The 21605-nt window shown below is 72.5% G+C and carries 19 protein-coding genes and 1 pseudogene; 10 read left to right on the forward strand and 10 right to left on the reverse strand.

The features are described 5' to 3' along the window. Positions 1-41 precede the first annotated feature (41 nt). From R4Z63_RS28705 to R4Z63_RS28725, 5 genes are all read left to right on the forward strand, one after another. Positions 42-1367 carry an ATP-grasp domain-containing protein gene (locus R4Z63_RS28705; protein WP_384445199.1) on the forward strand — a complete coding sequence of 442 codons (1326 nt, stop codon included), beginning with the start codon at positions 42-44 and terminating at the stop codon, positions 1365-1367. Positions 1368-1394: 27 nt separating this feature from the next. Continuing rightward, the gene (gene hisC / locus R4Z63_RS28710) at positions 1395-2483 is read left to right on the forward strand and encodes a histidinol-phosphate transaminase (protein ID WP_384445197.1); all 1089 of its coding nucleotides are present in this window, start codon (positions 1395-1397) and stop codon (positions 2481-2483) included. Between the two features lie 1468 nt (positions 2484-3951). Beyond that, positions 3952-4374, forward strand: coding sequence for an aspartate 1-decarboxylase (gene panD / locus R4Z63_RS28715; RefSeq protein ID WP_037916477.1), 423 nt, complete (start codon positions 3952-3954; stop codon positions 4372-4374). Between the two features lie 37 nt (positions 4375-4411). After that, complete coding sequence (locus tag R4Z63_RS28720; protein ID WP_491522603.1) at positions 4412-4579, forward strand: hypothetical protein; 168 nt, start codon at positions 4412-4414, stop codon at positions 4577-4579. Beyond that, entirely contained in the window at positions 4566-5201 is a 636-nt protein-coding gene (locus R4Z63_RS28725) for an aspartate/glutamate racemase family protein (protein ID WP_384445193.1), read from the forward strand. Before R4Z63_RS28720 ends, R4Z63_RS28725 begins: the two co-directional genes overlap by 14 nt. Before the next feature lie 388 nt (positions 5202-5589). Here the strand turns inward: R4Z63_RS28725 and R4Z63_RS28730 are convergent, their stop codons facing one another. From R4Z63_RS28730 to gnd, 7 genes are all read right to left on the reverse strand, one after another. Next, positions 5590-5955 carry an ArsR/SmtB family transcription factor gene (locus R4Z63_RS28730; protein WP_037918119.1) on the reverse strand — a complete coding sequence of 122 codons (366 nt, stop codon included), beginning with the start codon at positions 5953-5955 and terminating at the stop codon, positions 5590-5592. 332 nt (positions 5956-6287) lie between these two features. Continuing rightward, positions 6288-6698, reverse strand: coding sequence for an STAS domain-containing protein (locus tag R4Z63_RS28735; RefSeq protein WP_037916480.1), 411 nt, complete (start codon positions 6696-6698; stop codon positions 6288-6290). A 16-nt stretch (positions 6699-6714) separates the two neighbouring features. Continuing rightward, complete coding sequence (locus R4Z63_RS28740) at positions 6715-7140, reverse strand: ATP-binding protein (RefSeq protein ID WP_037916482.1); 426 nt, start codon at positions 7138-7140, stop codon at positions 6715-6717. Continuing rightward, positions 7137-7559: a pyridoxamine 5'-phosphate oxidase family protein gene (locus R4Z63_RS28745; RefSeq protein WP_384445191.1), complete on the reverse strand. Its 423-nt coding sequence runs from the start codon at positions 7557-7559 to the stop codon at positions 7137-7139. The genes R4Z63_RS28740 and R4Z63_RS28745 overlap by 4 nt, the downstream gene beginning before the upstream one ends. Continuing rightward, a complete protein-coding gene (locus R4Z63_RS28750; protein ID WP_384445189.1) occupies positions 7556-9289 on the reverse strand; it encodes a SulP family inorganic anion transporter in 1734 nt (577 codons plus the stop codon). The genes R4Z63_RS28745 and R4Z63_RS28750 overlap by 4 nt, the downstream gene beginning before the upstream one ends. After that, positions 9286-9627: an ArsR/SmtB family transcription factor gene (locus tag R4Z63_RS28755; protein WP_384445186.1), complete on the reverse strand. Its 342-nt coding sequence runs from the start codon at positions 9625-9627 to the stop codon at positions 9286-9288. Before R4Z63_RS28755 ends, R4Z63_RS28750 begins: the two co-directional genes overlap by 4 nt. A 368-nt stretch (positions 9628-9995) precedes the next feature. Continuing rightward, complete coding sequence (gnd, locus tag R4Z63_RS28760) at positions 9996-11441, reverse strand: NADP-dependent phosphogluconate dehydrogenase (RefSeq protein ID WP_384445184.1); 1446 nt, start codon at positions 11439-11441, stop codon at positions 9996-9998. A gap of 184 nt (positions 11442-11625) precedes the next feature. Between gnd and R4Z63_RS28765 the strand changes: the two genes are divergently transcribed. Next, positions 11626-12879 carry a transglycosylase family protein gene (locus tag R4Z63_RS28765; protein ID WP_384445365.1) on the forward strand — a complete coding sequence of 418 codons (1254 nt, stop codon included), beginning with the start codon at positions 11626-11628 and terminating at the stop codon, positions 12877-12879. Between the two features lie 102 nt (positions 12880-12981). On the opposite strand, the pseudogene R4Z63_RS28770 reads toward R4Z63_RS28765, so the two are convergent. Then, positions 12982-13716 (reverse strand): annotated as a pseudogene (locus tag R4Z63_RS28770) (DMT family transporter); the annotation flags it as partial. Positions 13717-14006: 290 nt separating this feature from the next. Between R4Z63_RS28770 and R4Z63_RS28775 the strand changes: the two are divergent. Further along, positions 14007-15494 carry an SDR family NAD(P)-dependent oxidoreductase gene (locus tag R4Z63_RS28775; protein ID WP_384445182.1) on the forward strand — a complete coding sequence of 496 codons (1488 nt, stop codon included), beginning with the start codon at positions 14007-14009 and terminating at the stop codon, positions 15492-15494. A gap of 16 nt (positions 15495-15510) precedes the next feature. Here the strand turns inward: R4Z63_RS28775 and R4Z63_RS28780 are convergent, their stop codons facing one another. Further along, a complete protein-coding gene (locus R4Z63_RS28780; protein ID WP_384445363.1) occupies positions 15511-15960 on the reverse strand; it encodes a hypothetical protein in 450 nt (149 codons plus the stop codon). Between the two features lie 340 nt (positions 15961-16300). Here R4Z63_RS28780 and R4Z63_RS28785 point away from each other — a divergent pair, with 340 nt between their 5' ends. Then, positions 16301-16474: a hypothetical protein gene (locus tag R4Z63_RS28785; RefSeq protein WP_157840165.1), complete on the forward strand. Its 174-nt coding sequence runs from the start codon at positions 16301-16303 to the stop codon at positions 16472-16474. Between the two features lie 146 nt (positions 16475-16620). Here the strand turns inward: R4Z63_RS28785 and R4Z63_RS28790 are convergent, their stop codons facing one another. Next, complete coding sequence (locus R4Z63_RS28790; RefSeq protein WP_384445180.1) at positions 16621-18066, reverse strand: lipase maturation factor family protein; 1446 nt, start codon at positions 18064-18066, stop codon at positions 16621-16623. 212 nt (positions 18067-18278) lie between these two features. Here R4Z63_RS28790 and R4Z63_RS28795 point away from each other — a divergent pair, with 212 nt between their 5' ends. Together R4Z63_RS28795 and R4Z63_RS28800 are read left to right on the forward strand one after the other, a co-directional pair. After that, on the forward strand, positions 18279-19502 hold the full coding sequence (locus tag R4Z63_RS28795; protein ID WP_384445178.1) for a DUF6777 domain-containing protein: 1224 nt from the start codon (positions 18279-18281) through the stop codon (positions 19500-19502). Between the two features lie 7 nt (positions 19503-19509). Then, complete coding sequence (locus R4Z63_RS28800) at positions 19510-21573, forward strand: SpoIIE family protein phosphatase (RefSeq protein ID WP_384445176.1); 2064 nt, start codon at positions 19510-19512, stop codon at positions 21571-21573. The last annotated feature ends 32 nt before the right edge of the window (positions 21574-21605 follow it).

The raw sequence follows: 21605 nt of genomic DNA on the forward strand, positions 1-21605 counted from the left end.
CGGCCGACGGCCCCCGCCCGCCCACGAAGAGAGGACCCGCGATGCCCACCGCCCCCGACCACCCCGGCCACCACGCACACCCGTACGCCGTTCCGCACGACCGGCGTGGCACAACGCCCGTCGGCGTGATCGTCGACGGCTACTCGGTCGGCAAGTACCTGCCCGCCGCCTTCCGCAAGCTCGGCGCGGACGTCGTACACCTCCAGAGCACCTCCGAGTTCCTGGACTGCGTACCCCCGCCGGACCTGCGCCCGTACCTGGCCAACGTGGTCCAGGACGGGGCCGACCCCGCCCGTACGGTGAAGGAGCTGGCCTCCTACCACCCCTGCGGGGTGCTCCCCGGCCAGGAGACCGGTGTCCCGCCGGCCGACCGGACGGCCGAACTGCTGGGCCTGCCCGGCAACCCGTCGGCCACCTCCGCGCTGCGCCGCGACAAGTACCGCATGATCGAGGCACTGCGCGCCGCCGACATCCGCTGCGCCGACCAGCTGAAGACCGACGATGCGGCGGAAGTGCTCGCTTGGGCGCGGACCACCGGATACCCGGTCGTCGTCAAACCGCTCAGCTCGGCCTCCACCGACAAGGTCTCCGTCTGCCGGGGCCCGGACGAGGTCCGCGCCGCCGCCGCCGAGATCCTCGGAAGTCGGGACATCTTCGGCCGGCACAACGACGAGTTGCTCGCCCAGTCCTTCCTGGACGGCACCGAATACATCGTGGACGTCGTCCGAGGTCCCGGCGGCGCACGGCATGTCTGCGGCGTCTGGCGCTACGACAAGACCCTCGTCGGCACCCGGCCGGTCTACGACCGCGACGTTCTGATCGACCCCGACGCGCCACAGGTCGAACCCCTCGTCACCTATCTGGACACCGTCCTCGACGCTCTGGACATCCGGTTCGGCGCCGCCCACGCGGAGATCATGATGACCGCCGCCGGGCCGGTACTCGTCGAGGTGGGCGCGAGGCTCGACGGCATCATGGACCCGGGCCACCACGACTCCTGCCTCGACGGGAACCAGGCCGACCTGCTCGCACTCGCCTGCGTACGCCCCGAGGAGTACCGGCGCGAACACCCCGGCGACACCCTGTACCGCAAGCACCGGGCGGGGATGGTCGTCCACGTGCGGACCACCCGTGGCGGGCTCGTCGAGGCCGTCGACGAGCACGCCCTGGCCCGCATCCGTGCCCTGGAAACGGTGCACCTGGCCGTGCCCCGGCTGGCCCCGGGCGACCGGATGCGCCCCACCGTCGACCTGCTGTCCAGCCCGCTGCGCGTCTTCCTGACCGGCGACAGCCAGGAGGAGCTCCTCGCCGACCAACGCCGCATCCGGCTGCTGGCCGACGACGTGTTCCGACTCGCCCCGAACTGACTGCGCCCGCATACTCCGAGGAGCCCCATGGGTGTTGCCATCAGAGCCGACCTGGCCGCCGTGCCCGACTACAACATTCCCGGCACGGCGCCCGACGCCATCGTGCTCAACTCCAACGAGGGGCCGCTGCCGCCCCCGCCCGCCGTCATCGAGGCCATCACCCGCGCCGCCGTCGAAGGCCACCGCTACCCGCAGTGGTTCTCCGACACCCTGGTCGGCCGCCTGGCCGACGACCTGGCCGTCCCCGAGGAGGGGATCGCCGTCGGCTGCGGGTCGGTGAGCCTCTGCCGCGATCTCATCCAGGCGTTCTGCGGCCCGGGCGACGAAGTCCTGTGCGCCTGGCGGTCCTTCGACGCCTATCCGGTCTTCGCCAGGGTCGCCGGACTACGAGCCCGCACCGTCCCCCTGGACGCCGGACACAGGCACGACCTGGATGCGATGCTCGCCGCCGTCACCCGCGACACCCGCGTCGTCTTCGTCTGCAACCCCAACAACCCCACCGGGACCGCGGTCCGGGGCCGCGCACTGGGCGACTTCCTCGACCGCCTCCCCGACCGGGTCCTGGTCGTACTCGACGAGGCGTACCGGGAGTTCGTCGACGATCCCGACGTGCCCGACGGCATCGCGCTGGCCCGGCACCGCCCGAACGTGGCCGTGCTGCGCACCTTCTCGAAGGCGTACGGGCTTGCCGGCATGCGCATCGGCTACTGCGTGGCCGCGCCTGCCGTGGTGTCCGCCGTCCACAAGGTGGCCGTCCCCTTCGCGGTCAGCAGGCTCGCCCAGGCCGCTGCCCTCGCCGCACTCGACCGCCCCGAGGAGGTGCGCTCGCGCTCCGCGGCGATCGTCCGCGAACGGCAACGTCTGCAGTCCCTGTTGACCCGCGACGGCCACTCGGTGACCCCTTCGCAGGCCAACTTCGTATGGCTGCCGCTGGGGGAGGAGGCCGGCGATTTCGCCGACTTCTGCGCCCGCCGCGGCGTGCTCGTCCGGGCCTTCCCCGGCGACGGCGTCCGCGTCACCGTCGGTCTGCCGGAGGAGAACGACGCCTTCCTCTCCGCGGCCGCCCGCTACCGGGGCCGCCGGTCATCGGCAACCCGGGTCGACCGTCTCCGATAGCCGGGCCGGAGAGCTCCCTGCGCCGCCAGGTGAGTGTTCCGCTGTGCAAGCAGCTGCCCGAGGTGTGCGCACGGACTACGCCATGGACCGGGTAGGGATGAAGGAGGGAGGTCAGGCCGCCACCTTCGCTGCGACGCACAAAGCCATCGGAATCCAAGTCGCGCTCAAGCTCCGACGGTCGCACCGAGACATTCCGGCAGCCCGAATGCGGCGCGAAATCGACGTAGCCGAGGACCTCAATGCCCACCCCACTACATTGAGTGACGCCCAGGGCCACACCGCATCCACCTGGGGGAGCCCGGCGCGTGCCGGGCTCCCCCTGCGTTTCCCGCCCGGCAGTCGTTACGAGACAGCACCGCTGTCCGGGCCCGGCGTCAGCGTGACGGGTCGGACACCCCAGATCGACAAGCTGTCCGCCCGGATCACCAGCGCGATCGAGAACCTGCCCGTCCCCGACGGTCCCGATGGCGGCGGTGACAGCACCCGGCCGGGGCCGGGGCTGGTGGAGCGGATGGACGCCATCCCCGGCGTCGGTCCGGCTACCGCACGCCGAGCAGCGCGTGAGCCTGCTCCTCGACCACCGAGTCCGGCTGCGATGTCGGCGGACCTTCCATAACGCCGGACAGCGTCCTCGATGCGTCCTTCGGTGCGGTCCATTTCGCCGAAGAGGAAGAGGAGCCGTTGCGGGGCGAGGCGGAGGGTGCGGTGCTCGGTACCAGCGGCTCGCCGCGTACGCGATGTCACCGCGCGGGCCGGTGCCGTGTGGCGCGGCGTCGTTCCGTCGATCGTGCTCCCGCTACGTCCAGGGGGAGGGCGCCTCGTGCGGCCGCTACGGCGGAACGGGAGCGTGAGCGGCCGCTATTGATCCGCCGTGGATCAGGAACCCGGAACGTCGTACGAGGGCGGCTGGGAGGTAGGTGGGGAGGAGGAGTTCACCTTCGGTCTCTTCTTCGTGCTGCGGTTGCGGGCGCGTGTCGCCTGTGCGCGGGGCGTCTCCTCGCTCGTTTCGAATCCCAACAGCCGGGTCCAGTTCGGGGCCCGGACAACTCAGCCGGTACCGTCTGCGGCCGAGCGAAGGACCGGTGGAACTGCGTCATGGCAGTACGGCAGTCGGCCCCCCCCGGACGCAGAGGGTGCGACCTGGCTCGCGGTGACCGGTTGCTTGATCACGGTAGGCAAGCCTGAGGTGCTCCTTGGGGAAGCGAGTCGGCCTGAGCCCTCCCGATCTGCGTGACGTGCCGTCAGGAAAGTCAGCATCGGCCCCCCACAGTCCAAAGCGGCTGTCCGATGCGACGCTGGTCGGCAGCGTCGCAACAGCCCGGTGCCTACGGAAGTGCAGGCCAGGAGCCTTCTCGTCCGAGGCAGTGGATTTTCCTTTAGATCTCCGATCCGATGCCTGCCGGTGTAGAGTGCAGAACGCCCTTGACCTGCAGAAAGCAGGCAGGGAGCCGTCTTACAGGAGACCAACATGCTGCGCACCATGTTCAAGTCCAAGATTCACCGGGCCACCGTCACCCAGGCCGACCTGCACTACGTCGGGTCCGTGACCGTGGACGCCGACCTGCTGGACGCCGCCGACCTGCTCCCCGGGGAGCTCGTCCACATCGTGGACATCACCAACGGGGCGAGGCTGGAGACCTACGTCATCGAGGGTGAGCGCGGATCCGGGGTGATCGGGATCAACGGCGCCGCCGCGCACCTCGTGCACCCCGGGGACCTCGTCATCCTCATCAGCTACGCGCAGGTCGAGGACGCCGAGGCCCGGGTGCTGAAGCCACGCGTCGTGCACGTCGACGCAGACAACCGGATCGTCGAACTGGGCGCCGACCCCTCCGCGCCGGTACCGGGAACGGACCAGGAGCGCAGCCCCCAGGCCGTGGCCGTCCGGTGAGCCCCACAAGGAGCCGGGGAATTGCGTGCCGCGGAGCATGAGCTCACCGCTCGGGTTCCGGAACAAGCGCAAGGCCGGGCGGCGGCTTGCCGTCGAGGACGGGACGGCGGTCGGGTACATCGCCTCCTTCGTGCTCGCCGAGCCGCCCCACGCCTCGGTGCGGTGCATCCGGTCGTCGATTCCGGCCCGCTGTGACCGGCTGTGACCTGACCCTGCTGCACACCTCGCCCGTGCACGTCCCCGTCTTCGACGCGTTGCGCGACCGGCACCACCCCGGGGCGGTCCTGCGGCACCTGGTGGTGCCGGAGCTGCTGGACCGGGCCCGCGCGCACGGGCCCCGGTCCGTGGCTCCGGCCCTGCTGGAGTTGCTCGCCGCAGCCGGGCCGGGCCCCGTGCTGGTCACCTGCTCCACCATCGGGGCGACCGCCGAGGCGCTGGTTCCGGCTCTGGGTTCCGCGGTGCTGAGGGTGGACCGGCCGATGGCGGCCGCTGCCGTGCGCACCGGCCCGCGGATCGCGGTCCTCGCAGCCCTGGCGTCGACCTTCGCCCCGACCGTTGAGCTGCTCGCCGAGGAGGCTGCGGGGCGACCCGTGTCCGTGCGCACGCACCTGGTCGCCGGCGCCTGGGCGAGCTTCGAGGCGGGTGACACGGCCCGCTACCTCGCCCAGGTGGCGGAGGCCGCCGACGCCGTCACCGGCGCGGACGTGATCGTCCTGGCCCAGGCGTCGATGGCCGGGGCGGCCGAGCTGGCCGCGACCGGGATCCCCGTGCTGGCCAGCCCCGGGCCGGGCCTCGCCGCCGCGCTCGCCCGCTCGGCCGCACGATAGGGGCGTACGGGGCGCAATCGCGGGAAAGTGCCGTACATGGTGCGAAAACTCGAAGACACGCAGCCGCCGACCCCCGAGCCCGACCCGACACCGGCGCCCAGCCCGTTCCCGGACCCCGAGCCGATCCCGCGCCCGGTGCCGCCCGTACCCGGTCCCGTCCCCGAGCCGGACCCGGTACCGCCGCCCCCGGGCCCCGCGCCGGTTCCCCAGCCCGGCCCCTGGAGCTGACGTGTGATCCGGAGGGCTCCGATTCGGGCGTCCTGTCCGGGCAGGGCGGGGAACCGCGGACGGGCTTCCGGGGTGACGGACGCGGTGCACCCGCACAGACGGCAGGGCGTCCGCCGCACGCGGCGCGGGCCCAGCCCGAGGCGTCACCGTGACGTATCGCCTACGGGCCGGTCCGGCTGGCGCGCAGGTCCGCCAGGAGCTCGGCCTGGCCTTCCAGGACGCCGGAGAGGATGCTGCGGGCGACCCCCAGGAGTTCGGCGATCCGGGAGTCGGCGAGCGAGTAGTGGACGTTCGACCCTTCCCGGCGGGTGACCACCAGGTTGGCCTTGCGCAGGACGGCCAGCTGCTGCGAGAGGCTCGCGGCCTCCACCCCGACCTCCGGCAGCATCTCCGCGACCGCGTGCTCACGTACGGACAGAAGCTCCAGCACGCGGATGCGGACCGGGTGCCCGAGCGTCTTGAAGAACTCGGACTTCAGCTGGTACAGCGGCGTACTCGCCTGCGTGGCCTTGCCGTGACTACCCATCTCATCCACCCGGGACCGCTCCTTCGTGGGGCATCCGTTCGCCCTCCTCACACCTGTGACCTCCACGATTGCAGATCCCTGCAACTCGGGACCCGGTGGGTGCCCCTGGTGACGTGCGGTCCACCGGCATGGACCCCGCCGCCGGTCGGGCCTGGTGGGGAACCCGGTCCTGCGGACCGGGCCCCACTTCCTTCAGGCTCCGTCCGATGTACCCCTCAGGGCGGAGGCGAGGCGGTTGCCGGCGGCCAGGATGCCGCGCCTGACGTCGCACGTGGTTCCGGTGTCCCCGTCCTCTCCTGGTGAGTCCTGGCGAGAGGGGGGTACGGCTGGTCTCATGCGAGGGAGGGTTCCCCGGGGGACGGCGGGGCGTGCCAGCCATCGGTGCTCCACCGCTTGACCGTTTCCTGCGCCCCGTGGGCGGCCAGGGCGGCGGCGAGGTCGCAGTGGACGGGGACGGGCGGGCAGGCGGCGTCGGGGACGAGGGAGCCGTCCGCGGGGATGGCCGCGAGCTCCAGGGGGCGCCCGCTCTCGGCGAGCCGGCGGGCGGCCTGGGCGACGGCGATCTGCCCGCCGGCGGACCAGCCCAGAAGCCCGGTCAGGTCGAGGATGACGGGGCCGGTGCCCCGGGCGAGCGCCCAGCCGACGGCGCCGGTGAACCGGTCGGTGGCGTCCGCGCCGAGGTACCCGGTCAGGGACAGCACGCCCAGGTCCTGGCGGGTGGTGTAGTGCCATTCGATCGTCATCGTCATGTCCTCTGCTTCACAGGGGGAGGGTGATCCGGATGGCCTTGCCGCGTCCGTCCGCGTCGGGCTGGACGACGGCGGTGCCGGCGAGCTCCATGGTCATTTCGGCCACCATGGCCAGGCCGCTGCCCGGGGCGGTGGCGAGCGCCCCGAACAGTGCCGGCTGGTAGGGGTGGCGGTCGTGGACGGCGAACGCGAACGCCCCCGGGCCGTGCGCGTAGGTGACCGTGACCGTCGGGGACAGCACGGCGGCGTGGCGGACGGCGTTGGTGACCAGCTCGGCCAGGATCAGCAGGGCCGGACCCACGCTCGGATGCCGGAGCCCCACTCCGCACTCCACGAGGACGAGTTCGGTGGTCTCGCGGGCGATGCGCACCGCCGAGCCCATGGCCGGTACGACCAGTACGTGCCGGTAGGGCAGCGTCTCGGCTCGGACGCTCACCGGCCTGCCCCCGGGACCGTGCGGGCGAGGCGGAATCCGGAGATCTGCTGCGGATGCAGGCGCAGCAGGGTGTCGTGGGGGCCGTGGGTCCAGCCGGGCAGGGTGCGCCGGTAGTGGGCGGCCTCGTCCGGGTCCGAGATGACGTCGGCGGGGCCGTGCGCGGTCACCGTCCAGCCGGTGCCGGCCGCGGTGCGGATCTCGTCGACCTGGTAGGTCAGCAGGGCCCGGCCGGGAACGGCCGCGGCTTGCACAGGGGTGCGGACGACGAGGCGCCCGTACTCCATCACGTGTGCGGCGGGGCGGACGACGGCCAGATCCCGCTGCACGTAGACGAGCCGGCCCTGGGCGGATCCTTCGAGAAGCCACAGGGCCTCGGTGCCGGAGACCTCGATCATGCGCAGTTCGGCGGGGAGGGTCATCGTGCGGCCTTCCGGAAACGGTGCGGTCGGTGGTGGAGCGGAAGCAGGCCCGCCTGCTCCAGGTGCTTGCGGGCGCCGGCGATCGCCTCGGGAGTGGTGGCGTACTCGCGACCCTCCAGGCGCAGCAGGTCCAGGGCGCCGACGGCGTCGAGGGCCCGGCGCTGGGCGGGCCGGATGCCGGAGGTCAGGACGGTGATGCCGCGCCGGTGCAGCTTCTGCACCGCGTCCTTCAGGACGAGTGCGCCGGTGGCGTCCAGAGTGGTCACCCTCGACATGCGCAGGATGACCACCTTCACGTCGGCGACCTCGGAGAGTTCGAGGAGGAGGAAGCGGTGGGCGCCGGCGAAGAAGAGGGGGCCGTCGATGCGGTAGGCGACGATGTGCTCGGCCAGCAGTGCGTGTTCCTCGTCGCTGTGTTCGCCGGGCAGGTCCGGGCGGAAGTCGACCTGTTCCAACCGGGCTTGCTCCGCCACCGCCTTCAGGGCCAGGGCTCCGGCGACGACCAGACCGATGATCACCGCGTAGACGAGATCGAGGATCAGCGTGGCTGTGGCGGTGAGGACGAGGACGACGGCGTCGGAGCGGGTGGCCTTCGCCATCGCGCGCAGGGAGCCGACCTCCACCATGCGGATCGCGGTCGCCAGCAGCACGCCGGCCAGTGCGGCCAGGGGGATCTTCGCGACGAGGGGCGCCGCGGCGAACACGATCACGGCGAGTACGGCGGCATGGGTGAGTGCGGCGAGGCGGGAAGAAGCGCCGGCGCGGACGTTGACAGCCGTGCGCGCGATGGCCGCGGTCGCGGGAACACCGCCGAACAGCGGGGCGGCCAGGTTGGCGATGCCCTGTCCGAAGAGTTCCTTGTCCGGGTCGTGCTGCTGCCCCACCGTCATCCCGTCCGCGACGGTGGCAGACAGCAGGGACTCCAGCGCGGCGAGTGCTGCCACGGCGACCGCCGGGGCGAGCAGCGAGCCGAAGGCAGAGGCGTCGAGGAAGGCGAGGGAGGGGGTGGGCAGGCCGGAGGGCAGGTCCCCGATGGGGGCCGCCGCGTCACGGTGGAAGACCTGTGTGATCACGGTGGCTGCGATCACCGCGAGGATCGAGAACGGGATCGCCGGCTTCCACCGGGCGCCCGCCAGCATCGCGGCCGCGACCCCGGCCGAGAGGCTGATCGCGGTCCAGTTCGGGGAGGCCACCCAGTCCGCGAACGCCCGTACCGCCACGAGCACGACCTTTTCACCCTCGGGCTTGTCGACGCCGAGTGCGTGGGGTATCTGCTGCAGGCCGATCACGCAGGCGATCCCGAGGGTGAACCCCTCCACCACCGGTGCGGGTACGTACCGCATGTACTGCCCGGCCCGCAGCAGGGCGAGCCCGATCAGGAGCACGCCGGCCATCAGGCCGACGGTCAGCACACCGGCGGGCCCGTACCGGGCGACGATCGGCACCAGAACCACGGTCATCGCACCGGTGGGACCGGACACCTGGAGGTTCGACCCGCCCAGCAGAGCGGCGAGCGCGCCCGCGACCACGGCGGTGGCCAGCCCCGCCTCCGCGCCCAGCCCGGAGGAGACCCCGAACCCGAGTGCGAGGGGGAGGGCCACGATCGCCACGGTCAGCCCGGCCAGCAGGTCCTGGCGGGGACTGCGGGCCATCGCCGCGAAGTCCGCCCGGACCGGCAGCACCGAGCGGATCCGCCCGACTGCGGACGTCAGGAAGGAACGCGCGGTCACGGGGCCGCGACCCCGGACTCACGCAGTTCCTCCAGCAGTTCGCTCTGCCCGGTCAGGACCTCGGTCAGGATCCGCCGTGCCGCCAGCATCAGCTGCGCGACGTCCCCGCCCGCCAGCTCGTAGACGACCGTCGCGCCGTTGCGCGTCGAGGTGACGATCCCGGACCGGCGCAGGACCGCGAGCTGCTGCGACAGGGCGGACGGCTCGACCTCGATCGCGGCCAGCAGGTCCCGTACCGGCATCGGACCTGCCTGCAGCAGCTCCAGGATCCTTATCCGCACCGGGTGCCCGAGCATCCTGAAGAATTCGGCCTTGGCCTGGTACAGCGGAATCGGCACGGTCTCGCACCCTTCTCACGACCCCGGGAGGGGCGAACGCCTGGCGCTGTGCCCGGGTCTCCCGGTGGGCACAGTTGTCACAGCATCTATGAAATTGCAAACTTCTGCAATTCGTGGACGGTGTGATCCGCCTTCGGCCGTCGCGGGCACTGCTCGGGCAGGCTCCCTCCAGGTCTCGGGGAAGGCCGATGGCCGCGCACCCTTCGGTGGCCGCGCACCCTGTCTGCGGGCTGGCCGGTCGGGTCGGGCCCGCGGGCCCGACCCTTGCCGCCGCGCGTCCTCGGCCGGTGACGTCCGCGGCGGCTCACCCGTCCGCTCCGCGGCACGCCCTGCCCGGCCCCACCGGCCCTCCGGAGGCCCCGGCGGCGTCAGCCCGTGCGGACCTCGGAGCGGTCGCCGCTCCAGAGGGTGTGGAAGGAACCCTCGCGGTCGGTGCGCCGGTAGGTGTGCGCTCCGAAGAAGTCCCGCTGGCCCTGGGTGAGGGCCGCCGGGAGCCGCTCCGCGCGCAGCGCGTCGTAGTACGCCAGTGAGGCGGCGAAGGCCGGCACCGGGATGCCCGCACCCACCGCCGCGGTGATCACCGACCGCCAGCCCTCCTGCGCCGCCCCGATCTCCCCGGCGAAGCGCTCGTCCGCCAGCAGGCTGGGCAGATCGGGCCGGGCGTCGTAGGCGGCGCGGATCCGGTCCAGGAAGGCCGCCCGGATGATGCAGCCGCCGCGCCACAGGGAGGCCACCGCGCCGAGGTCCACCTTCCAGTCGTACTCCTCGCTCCCGGCCCGGATCTGGTGGAACCCCTGCGTGTACGAGACGATCTTCGACGCGTACAGGGCCTCCTCCACCTGGGCGGCGAACGCGTCCGCCGCCTCCGGCGACAGGGCGGCGGGCGCCGGGCCCGCGAGGCCGCGAGCGGCCGTGCGCAGGTCGCCGTGGCCCGAGACGGCGCGTGCGAACACGGCCTCGGCAATGCCCGACACCGGGACCCCCAGGTCCAGGGCGGTCTGTACGGTCCAGCGTCCCGTGCCCTTCTGCTCGGCGGCGTCGGCGACGACGTCGACGAACGGCTTCCCGGTCGCGGCGTCCGTATGGGCGAGCACGTCCGCCGTGATCTCGATCAGGTACGAGTCCAGGCGACCGCGGTTCCAGCCCCGGAAGGTTTCCGCGATCTCCGCGGGGGAGTAGCCGGCGATCTCGCGCAGCAGGTGGTAGGCCTCGGCGATGAGCTGCATGTCCGCGTACTCGATGCCGTTGTGGACCATCTTGACGAAGTGTCCGGCGCCGTCGGGGCCCACGTGGGAGGTGCACGGCGTACCGTCGGCGGCCTTCGCCGCGATCTTCTCCAGCAGCGGGCCGAGCGACGCGTACGACTCCTTCGAGCCGCCCGGCATGATGCTCGGGCCGAGTAGGGCCCCCTCCTCGCCGCCCGAGATGCCCACGCCCACGAAGTGGATGCCCTGCTCGCGCAGCTCCCGTTCGCGGCGCCGGGTGTCCTCGAAGTGTGCGTTCCCGCCGTCGATGATGACGTCGCCCTCCTCCAGGAGCGGGGCGAACTCGCGGATCACGGCATCGGTGGGTTCCCCGGCCTTCACCATGATGACGATGCGCCGGGGGCGCTCCAGCGCATCGACGAACTCCTTGGCCGACTCGGCGGCCACGAACGCGCCCTCGTGGCCGAACTGCTCCACCAGTGCCGTGGTCTTGGCGGTGGTGCGGTTGTGGACGGCCACGGTGAAGCCGTTGCGGGCGAAGTTGCGGGCGAGGTTGCTGCCCATGACTGCGAGGCCGGTGACGCCGATCCGGGCCGTGCTGGTGCTCATCTGTGCGCTCCTGCGTGCTTCGGTGTGCGGGCTGTGCCCGACGCTACCCCGCCGGGGGGCGGGCCAGGCCGACGCCGGCCGTGTCATTGTCAAGTTCCGCTGAACAGCGCCCCGTTGCTCCCTTGTCATGCAATGATCCCGACGTTACGTTGTGCGATTCCTGATGTCTTCGATGGGGGCTCCCATGGGCGTACGGGGCCGGCACCGCCGGTATCGGCCGAGCAGTATCAACCGGGCCTCGCTGGCCGTGACCGCGGGAGGCGCCGGGATCGCGCTCCCGCTGATGGGGGCCTCGGCGGCGCAAGCGGCCTCGGTGGACACCTGGAACGAGGTCGCCGCCTGCGAGTCGGCCAACAACTGGCGCACCAACACCGGCAACGGCTACTACGGCGGACTCCAGTTCAGCCAGAGCACCTGGCGGGCCTTCGGCGGCACCGCCCACGCCCCGCGCGCCGACCTCGCCACCAAGGAACAGCAGATCGCGGTCGCCGAGAAGGTCCTCAAGGGACAGGGGCCCCAGGCCTGGCCCCACTGCGGCAAGGGCGCCGGCCTCACTCGCGGCGGGCCGTCACCGGTCCTCGCCGCGCAGGTGCCCGCGCAGCCCGAGACCGGCTCACAGCCCCGCACCCAGGAGGTGAAGGCGGCTCCGGTACAGGCTGCCGCGCCGCGCCCGACCGGCACGAAGGTGCTGCCCAACCCGTACGTCGTCGCGCCGGGCGACTCGCTCTCCGCGATAGCCACCGAGCAACGCGTCGAGGGCGGCTGGCAGGCCCTCTACGAGACCAACCGGGCCGTCGTGGGCGACGACCCGAACCTGATCTTCCCCGGCCAGCGCCTCACCATGCGGGTCACCACCGTCCCGCAGGCCCCGCCCGCGCAGAATCCGGAGAAGCCCCCGCGGACCGCCGAGCCGGTCAAGCCAGCGGAGCCGGCCGCAGAGAAGCCGGCTGTGAAGGAGGCCGCGAAGCCGGCCGAGAAGCCGGCCGAGAAGCCCGACGCCCGGCCCGCGTCAACGCAGCAGAAGCCGCCCTCGGCCGGGTTCTCCGCGCCCGTCGACGCCGCCCTCGGCACCGCTTACCGCGTCGCGGGATCCTCCTGGTCCAGCGGCTACCACACGGGCGTCGACTTCCCCGTGGCCACCGGCACCACCGTCAAGTCCGTCGGGCCCGGCCAGGTCGTCTCCGCCGGCTGGGCCGGTGCCTACGGCTACCAGGTCGTCATCCGGCACACCGACGGGCGGTACTCCCAGTACGCCCACCTCTCGGCGCTCGGTGTGAAGTCCGGCCAGCAGGTCTCCGGGGGCCAGCGGATCGGCCGCTCCGGCTCGACCGGCAACAGCACCGGCCCGCACCTGCACTTCGAGATCCGCACGGGACCCGGCTACGGCTCCGACATCGACCCCCTGAAGTACCTGCGGGGCCACGGCGTCCGCATCTGACCCGCGCCGGTGCGGCGGCACGGCCGTGAGCAGGACCAGGCCGGCCGCCGCCAGCGCGGCGCTGGCGAGCGCCGCCGCCGTACCCGCGGCCCCGTGCCGGAAGCCTTCGCCGAAGAGCGTGATCCCGACGGTCGCCGCGACCACCGGATTGACCACCGTCACCGTGGCCAGCGGCGCGGTCAGTCCTGCGCCCCGGTAGGCGGCCTGGGACAGCAGCAGCCCGCCCGAGGCCAGCACCGCGACGGCCGCCAGATCCGGCCACAGGCCGGCCGGTGCACCCGCCCCGACGTTCTCGGCGACCGACTTGGTGAACACCGAGGCCATGCCGTAGGAGGTACCGGCCGCCGCGGCCAGCAGCACGCTGTGCAGCACCACCCGGTGCATCCGGTGCGCCGCGAGGAACAGCGCCGCCACTGCGGCCCCGGTCGCCAGCAGCAGCAGACTCCGCTCGCCCCCCGCCAGGAACTGCCGGTCCCGGCCGTTCCCGCCGGTCAGTGCCAGCAGGCCGGCGAGTCCGACGGTGGCCAGCACCGCGCCGCGCCACGCCGCGGCCCCCGCCCGGCGCCGGACGAAGACGGCGGCCATCGGCAGCGCGAACACGATGGTCAGCGCTCCCAGCGGCTGAACCAGGCTCAACGGTCCGTAGGCGAGCGCCACCACGTGCAGCAGCGCACCGAGGCCGTTCAGCGCGACGGCCACCCACCAACCGCCCCGGCGCAGCGGCGCGTACCGCCGGTCCGGGGTACTCGCCGCGACCCTCTCCTGGACGATCGCACCGCCTGCGTACGCCACCGCGGACACGAGGCAGAGCAGGACCGACAGCGCCAGTGCACTCATAAGGTCCACAATGCCCGACCCATCTGCGCTATTCCTCCGTCCACAGGTGGTCACGAGTCGTACTCCCGCCGTAGTACGGGAGTACGCAGCGTGGCTCGTCTACCAGCGCAGCGCCACCCCTGAGCCGCCCCACGGCCACCCCGTGGACCCGTACGGTGACGGCCCGTTCGCGGTCCGTGAGGTCCCTGCCGACGGGTTTGGCTCGGGGCGTGTGCGATCCGTACAGTTCCTCTTTTGAGGACCTCCGCAGCAGGCGGATGCGGACGAGTGACCAAGGAACGGCAGCGGCCATGACGGTGACCGAAGACAGCCAGGACCAGGCACAGGCCTACGGACCGGGCATCGACCCCGAGCGGCTGGCGCTCTGCCTCGACGTGCTCGCCGAACTCGACACGATCGACGTCGACCACCCGGACGCCATCGCCGTGCGCCGCGCCACGGCCGGTGTCTACCGCACGGTCAAACAGCGCCGCCGCCAGGAGCGCCGCGCCGCCAAGACCGCCAACGACAAGGCGGTCACCGAGGCGACCGCGACCGGCTCCGCCGAGCGCATCGACGACGAGACCGAGGGCATCCTGCCCACCTCGGTCACGGAGGCCGGCCGGATCGCCGGGATACTCCAGCGCCCCCGCTCCTGCTACGTCTGCAAGACGCGATACGTCGAGGTCGACTACTTCTACCACCAGCTGTGCCCGAAGTGCGCCGGTGAGAACCGCGCCAAGCGGGAGGCCCGCGCCGACCTCGACGGCAAGCGCGCGCTGCTCACCGGCGGCCGCGCCAAGATCGGCATGTACATCGCCCTGCGGCTGCTGCGCGACGGCGCCCACACCACGATCACCACGCGCTTCCCCAAGGACGCCATCCGCCGTTTCAAGGCGATGGAGGACTCGGCGGACTGGATGCACCGCCTGGAGGTCGTCGGCATCGACCTGCGCGACCCGGCCCAGGCCGTGGCCCTCGCCGACCAGGTCGCGGCGGCCGGTCCGCTCGACATCCTGATCAACAACGCGACGCAGACCGTGCGCCGGCTGCCCACCGCCTACGCGGCACTGGTCGAGGGGGAGAGCGCACCGCTGCCGGCCGGCGAACTCCCCGCGCACCACGTGATCGGAGCCTTCAACTCCGGCGCGGTCGACGGCCTGGCGGCGCTGCCCGTCGGGGTGAGCGGCCTGGAGGCGCAGAAGGTCGCCGACCTCGCCCTGGTCGCGGGCAACGCCAGTCTCGAACGGCACCTCGCCGGCACCGCGATCGACGCGGGCGGGCTGCTGCCCGATGTCGTCGAGAGCAACACCTGGGTGCAGACCATCGACCAGATCTCCCCGGTGGAGCTGCTCGAGACCCAGCTGTGCAACTACACGTCGCCGTTCATCCTGATCAGCGCCCTTCGGCCGGCCATGGCCGACGCCGCCCGGAAGTCGTCCAGCGGGCGCGCTTACGTCGTCAACGTGTCGGCGATGGAGGGCGTCTTCAGCCGCGGTTACAAGGGGGCGGGCCACCCGAACACCAATGCGGCCAAGGCCGCGATGAACATGGTGACGCGGACCAGCGGCCAGGAGATGTTCCAGGCCGACCGGATCCTGATGACCTCGGTCGACACCGGGTGGATCACCGACGAGCGTCCGCACTTCGACAAGCTGCGCCTCGCCGAGGAGGGCTTCCACGCCCCGCTCGACCTGGTCGACGGTGCGGCCCGGGTCTACGACCCGATCGTGCGCGGCGAGGCCGGCGAGGACCTGTTCGGCGTCTTCCTCAAGGACTACGCCCCGGCGAACTGGTAAGCCCTGCGGCCCCGCCCTACCGCCTGCCGGTGACCGGCCCCCTCGGTGGACCGAGGGGGCCGGTCGCGTTCCCGGCCGCCCGGCAGGACCCGGCCGCCACCAACTCCAGCAGCGGGCGCCAGTCCTCCAGCACGCCCGCGTCCGGGCCGGGCGCCGCCGCCGTCTCACGCGCCTGGCGCAGCGCCGCCACCGCGTCCGCGTCACCGCCCGGCCGGTCGCCCTCGCCGCCGCCCGGCGCGGCCGACGCGTGGAGCTGCACGAGCCGGGCCACCCGATCGCCGAGCAGGGGGCGCAGCGCCTGCGCTGCGAGTACGACGTGTCGCGCTCCGTCACCCGGACGGAGCATCCGGCCGATGTCCTGCAGCAAGCCCGCGAGCTGCAGTTCCTTGTCGGAGGGATGAGAGCGGCGGAGCAGCGCCGCGGTCCGCAGGGCGTGCTCGTCGGGGCTGCCGCGGAGCAGCTCCATCAGCTCAACCACGCTTGTGACGTACGGCACTTCGGCCCCCGCCGCTTCGGACCCCGACACCGCCGACCTCCTCCGTCGCGCCCTGCGCATCCGGGTCCGAGCACACCACCCGTGACGCACCCGCCGGCCGACGACTTGCTGAACTCGGGACGAAACTGAGAGGGCGCAGCGGATTTTGCCTTCCTATCGAGCGGAGGTCCGCTCATATGTGTACCCTGGGGCATCAAGACGGCCCCCATCCGGGCCGCGCTCCACTAAGGCGCCACCGCGTCCGGAACCCTTGATCCCCTGCCCGGCCCGCGGTCAGCCTGCCGGGTTACGCGACACAGAGGAGTGCGCGGTGACTGAGAAGACGCAGCCCGAACCGAAGTTGCTGGAGCGGACCGGATCGCGCGCCACGACGCGGTCCGACGAACTCGGAAGCCTGGAGGTCTGGGCGCGCTCCGCCCCGATCCGGCTGGCCGGGTACGAGGACGACCTGGCGGAAGCCCACATCCTGCCCGGCATCGACTAGTCCGCGAAGCTCCGCGGCCGCGCCGCGAAGCGGTGCCAAGCGCCCCCACGTGTCCAACCGCACCGGGGGCGCTGCCCTGTCCTGAGAGGCGTCCCGTACGCACCGGCCTGCGTACCGGCCCGGGACGGGGGCCGCGGGGGACCGTACTACCCGGTCCCGGGCCCGGGGTGCCGGGCCCGGGTGAGCCGGGTCGGCGGCAGGTACTCGCGCACCAGCGTGCGATGCCACCAGTCGCCGGTCTCGCGCAGCTCGCGCCAGGTCGTGAAGCGGTAGCGGTAGAGCAGGGCGCGCACGTGCACCGGCGGGGCGTCCGGGAACGGGTTGTGGCGCAGTAGTCGCAGGGTGTCCCGGTCGCCTGCCAGGAGCCGCTCCACGAACGGCCCGAACCAGTCCCGCGCGTAGCCGGGGGAGATTGCCGCGAACCACATCAGCCAGTCCAGGCGCAGGTGGTACGGGGCGAACTGGCGCGGCAGCCTGCCCGGCTCGCCGGGCTTCCCCTTGAACCCGTACTCCTTCCAGGCGCCGTCCTCGCGTGGTACCGGGTCCGCGGTGCCCTCCACCGCCACCTCCATGCGGACCCGGCCGACCGAGCCGAAGGCCCCGTAGGTGTTGACGAGGTGCAGGGCGTCGAAGGAGCGGTTCATCACCTGGCGGCGCGAGACCATGTTGAGCACCGGGTGGCGGCTGAGGACCAGGACCAGGGCGGTCACGGCGCAGACCAGGGCGGCGAACCACGGGGGAGGTGGCTGCGCGGCGGCGGCCGGGGGCGACCCGGCGAGGCGGGTGAAGTCCACGGCCGATACGGCCAGGGTGATCGTCAGCCAGTTCAGCCAGGCGAAGTTGCCCGACAGCACGAGCCACAGCTGTGTTGCGACCACGGCCGCCGCGGCGTACGAGGCCACCGGCTGCGGGGTGAACAGCAGTACCGGGACGATCAGCTGCGTCACGTGGTTGGCCGCGCACTCCATCCGGTGCAGAGGCCGGGGTAGGTGGTGGAAGAACCAGCTCAGCGGCCCTGCCATCGGCTGTGTCTCGTGATGGAAGTACAGGCAGGTGAGCCTGCGCCAGCAGGGGTCCCCGCGCATCTTGACCAGGCCGGCCCCGAATTCCACACGGAAGAGCACCCAGCGCAGCAGCCACAGCACCAGCACCGGCGGACCGGCCCGGGCGTTGCCGAGGAACACGGCGAGGAAACCGACCTCCAGCAGCAGTGACTCCCAGCCGAAGGAGTACCAGGTCTGGCCGACGTTGACGATGGAGAGGTAGAGCAGCCACAGTGCGGCCCACAGGGCCATGGCGAGCGCCAGTGGGACCTCGTCCCCCGCCCCGGCGGCCAGGGCCGCGGCCAGCGCGGCCCCGGTCCAGGCGCAGCCGGCGAAGAGCCGGTCCGAGTAGCGCAGTTGGAACAGGCTCGGGGCGCGCCGGAAGGGCACGTACCGTACGTAGCGCGGCACGGGCAGCATGCCGTGCGCCCCGATCAGGGCTCTGAACTGCAGCGCGGCCCCGACGAAGGCGACGAGGTAGACGCCGGCCAGGGCCCGCTGGAAGACCAGCCGGGCGAGCCAGTACCCGGGCGCCGTGAACCAGTCCATCGCCTCCAGTATCCGGCCGGCTCGCGGGCATCGGCCAGTCCGTGCGGCCGCCGCCGGTCCCGGCGGTCCCGGCGGGCTCACGGCGTGAGCGCGTTCAACCCGCCGGACGGTCTCGCGAACATCCTTGAACGCGTTCAAGTGATGCTCCGGTTGCGGCCGTCGCGTGGATGCGGCAGACAAGAGGAAGCAATCGGGGCGAAAGGGAGAAAATTGTGAACGGACCGTCACTTCCGACACTGCGTCAGGCGTCGCGTCGTCAGGCACCGGCCGGCGCGGCCCTCTTCGCCCTGCTCGGCCTGTTCGCCGTGGCCTGCGGCGGGCACGACGAGCCGACCAGCGCGGCGGGACCCGAGAGTGCGGAGGTACACCTCCAGCCGGTGGCCAGCGCAGGCCCGGACCCCTTCACCGCATCGTCGGCCACCGCGGAGTCGGCCCCGGTCCAGCCCCCGCTGCCCAATCCCACCGGCCAGGGAATCCGCACGGTCAGCGCGGCGACCCCGGGCCTCTACGGCGGCACCCAGCGCCTCGGCAGCTGCGACGTGGAACAGCAGATCGGCTACCTCACCGCGGACAGCGCCAAGGCCCGCGCCTTCGCCGAGACGTCCGGAATCCAGGAGGCCAAGATCCCCGACTTCCTGCGCGGCCTCACCCCCGTCGTCCTGCGCGCCGACACCCGTGTCACCAACCACGGATTCCGCGACGGCCGGGCCGCCGCCTACCAGGCCGTCCTCCAGGCCGGCACCGCCGTGCTCGTCGACGAGCACGGCATGCCCCGCGTCCGGTGCGGCTGCGGCAACCCGCTCGGCGCCCCCCGTGCGGCCAAGGGGAGCCCGGTGCACAAGGGCGATCCGTGGAACGGCTACCAGCCCAACCAGGTCATCGTCATCGAACCCACCACCCACGTGATCAACAACCTGGTGATCGTCAACATCGCGAACAACACCTGGATCGAGCGCAAGCGGGGCGACGGCGGCGCCCAGGACCGCACCCCGCAGGCCCTGCCCCCGTACGATCCGGCCGACGGCATCCCCAACGGCCCCGCCGCCACGTCCCCGGCGCCCTGCCCGAGCGCCCCGGGATCAGCAACGGCGGGCTGCCCGTCGGACCCGCAGAGCTCACCGGACATCGGCGCGCAGCAAGACCCCGCCGTACCGCTGAACCCCTCCACCCGGCCGCGGCAGCCGCAGCAGCCCCAGAAGCGGCCGCCGTCGGACGTCCCGTCCGACCCGCTGACGCAGGACCCCGCCGATCCCGCGTTCCCGGCGTACCCCGACGATCCCCAGGACCCGTTCGCGGTTCCCTACGCGGACCCCTCCGCGGATCCCTACGCCGAGCCCTACCCGGACCCCTCCACGGATCCCTCCACGGATCCTTACGTCGACCCCGACCTCCGGCCGGCGCCGTCCGACGAGGGCCTCTCGCTGGAGAGCGCCTGACCGGCCGGTGTGTCATGGTGGACCGGTGCCGACCACCGTATCGCTGCCGGACGACTGGCCCGCACACCCGGACCGGTCGCTCTCGCTCAACCGCATGGGAAGTTTCGACTGGGACCTTCTCACCGGTCTCATGCACATGGACGAAGCCGCCCTCGACGTCTTCGACACGGCCCCGGACGAGTACGACGGCCGGCCCGAGTCGCTGTCCGCGCGCTTCCCGCCGGCCGAGTCGGCACGGCTCGACGCCATGGTGTCCTCCGCGCTCAAGAGCGAGGAGGACAGCTACGGCGCCTACTTCCGCATCCGCTGCCGGGACGGTCGGCTGCGGTGGACGCACACCCAGGGCCGTGTCATGCGTACCGCGGACGGGCGGCCCCACCGGATCATCGGCATCGTCCGGGACGCGACCGAGGAGCTCAGCCACTCGGCGGAACGGCTCGGTCTCGACGAGGAGCGGCGCCGGCAGACATCGGTGGTGGAGAGCACCACCGCCGCCCTCGCGCACGCCCGGACGGTGCAGGACGTCATCGACGCGCTCGGCGACGCGCACGGCTTGGAACGGCTGGGCTCCATGGGCATGGTCATGGGCCTCGTCGAAGCCGGCCGGATCCACCTCGTCGCCGAGGGGCCGGAGGGCAGCTTCGTCCCCGGCACCCGCTACACCCGCATCGACGAGCAGTACCCGATGAGCGAGGTGGTCCGCTCCCTGCAGCCGCGCTTCCTCGACTCGGCGGAGGAGTTCGCCCAGGACTACCCGGCGCTCTGGGCGAAGATCTCGTACATGCGGATCTCCGCGGCCGCCTACCTGCCGCTGATCGCCCAGGCACGCCCGATCGGTGCCATCGGACTGCTCTACCAGGACAAGGACGGCTTCACCCAGGAGGAGCGCAACCTGCTCGTCGCCCTCGGCAGCAGCATCGCGCAGAGCCTCCAGCGGGCCATGCTGCTGGAACAGGAGCACGACCTGGCCGAGGGGCTCCAGCAGGCCATGCTGCCCCGGCGGATCCCCGTGGTGCCCGGCGGCGAGATCGCCGTACGCTACCGCTCCGCCCGGATGGGCCAGGACATCGGCGGCGACTGGTACGACGTCATCCCGTTGCCCGGTGGCCGGGTCGGCGCCGTCATCGGCGACGTCCAGGGCCACGACACGCACGCGGCCGCCGTCATGGGCCAGCTGCGGATCGTCCTGCGCGCATACGCCGCCGAGGGGCACTCGCCCGGCACGGTCATGGCCAGGGCATCGGTCTTCCTGCACGAGCTGGACACCGAGCGCTTCGCGACGTGCACGTACGTGGAGGCCGACCTCTCCACCGGGGTGCTCCAGCTGGTCCGGGCGGGCCACATCGACCCGCTGCTGCGCACCCGCGACGGGGACTGCCACCGGCTCCCGGTGGGCGGCGGCCTGCCGCTCGGCCTCTCCGCGGACTTTGGACGCCTCGAATACCCGGTGACCACCGTGGAACTGGATCCCGGAGAAACGCTCCTGCTGTGCACCGACGGCCTCGTCGAACACCCTGGCGCCGACCTCGACGACGGGATCCACGCGCTGACCTCCCACATCCGCAGCGGCCCTGCCGACCTGCAACTCCTCGCCGACCGGCTGTGCGAGATCGCCACCGAGCGCGGAGGCGACGACGACATGGCCCTCCTCCTGCTGCGCCGCCGGCCCGCCCCGGCTCCGCCCGGCGGAGGCCGTCTGCAGCAGCACGTGGCACCGGGCGATCCGGAGGCCCTGGTGGCCGCCCGCCACATGATCGGGGCCGCGGTGCGCGCCTGGGGCGCACGGGAGCGGGCCGACGAGATCGAGCTGGTCGCGGACGAGCTGATCGTGAACGCCCTCATGCACACGGATGGTCCCGCCATCGTCACCCTGCGCATCCTGGCGGGCCACGAACGCAGGCTCCGCGTGGAGGTCGCCGACCGCTCCAGCGCCCTCCCGCGCCGACGTGAGGCCGGCGACTCCGGGGTCTCGGGCCGCGGCCTGATGCTGGTGGACCGGATGGCGGACGTATGGGGCGTGGAGCCGCGCGGCAGCGGCAAGTGCGTGTGGTGCGAGTTCGTCATGGGCTGAGCGGGCCGGGAGCGGTCCCGGACGGCGGCCCG

This window comes from Streptomyces sp. PL-29, assembly GCF_058344425.1.

What these genes read in the sequence shown, in the direction of transcription:
- R4Z63_RS28720 (WP_491522603.1), top strand. Translation starts at nt 4,412, where the DNA reads ATGAGCTCACCGCTCGGGTTCCGGAACAAGCGCAAGGCCGGGCGGCGG.
- R4Z63_RS28735 (WP_037916480.1), bottom strand. Translation starts at nt 6,698, where the DNA reads ATGACGATCGAATGGCACTACACCACCCGCCAGGACCTGGGCGTGCTG.
- R4Z63_RS28790 (WP_384445180.1), bottom strand. Translation starts at nt 18,066, where the DNA reads ATGGACTGGTTCACGGCGCCCGGGTACTGGCTCGCCCGGCTGGTCTTC.
- R4Z63_RS28745 (WP_384445191.1), bottom strand. Translation starts at nt 7,559, where the DNA reads ATGACCCTCCCCGCCGAACTGCGCATGATCGAGGTCTCCGGCACCGAG.
- R4Z63_RS28775 (WP_384445182.1), top strand. Translation starts at nt 14,007, where the DNA reads ATGACGGTGACCGAAGACAGCCAGGACCAGGCACAGGCCTACGGACCG.
- R4Z63_RS28780 (WP_384445363.1), bottom strand. Translation starts at nt 15,960, where the DNA reads ATGGAGCTGCTCCGCGGCAGCCCCGACGAGCACGCCCTGCGGACCGCG.
- R4Z63_RS28705 (WP_384445199.1), top strand. Translation starts at nt 42, where the DNA reads ATGCCCACCGCCCCCGACCACCCCGGCCACCACGCACACCCGTACGCC.
- R4Z63_RS28730 (WP_037918119.1), bottom strand. Translation starts at nt 5,955, where the DNA reads ATGGGTAGTCACGGCAAGGCCACGCAGGCGAGTACGCCGCTGTACCAG.
- panD (WP_037916477.1), top strand. Translation starts at nt 3,952, where the DNA reads ATGCTGCGCACCATGTTCAAGTCCAAGATTCACCGGGCCACCGTCACC.
- R4Z63_RS28765 (WP_384445365.1), top strand. Translation starts at nt 11,626, where the DNA reads ATGGGCGTACGGGGCCGGCACCGCCGGTATCGGCCGAGCAGTATCAAC.
- gnd (WP_384445184.1), bottom strand. Translation starts at nt 11,441, where the DNA reads ATGAGCACCAGCACGGCCCGGATCGGCGTCACCGGCCTCGCAGTCATG.
- hisC (WP_384445197.1), top strand. Translation starts at nt 1,395, where the DNA reads ATGGGTGTTGCCATCAGAGCCGACCTGGCCGCCGTGCCCGACTACAAC.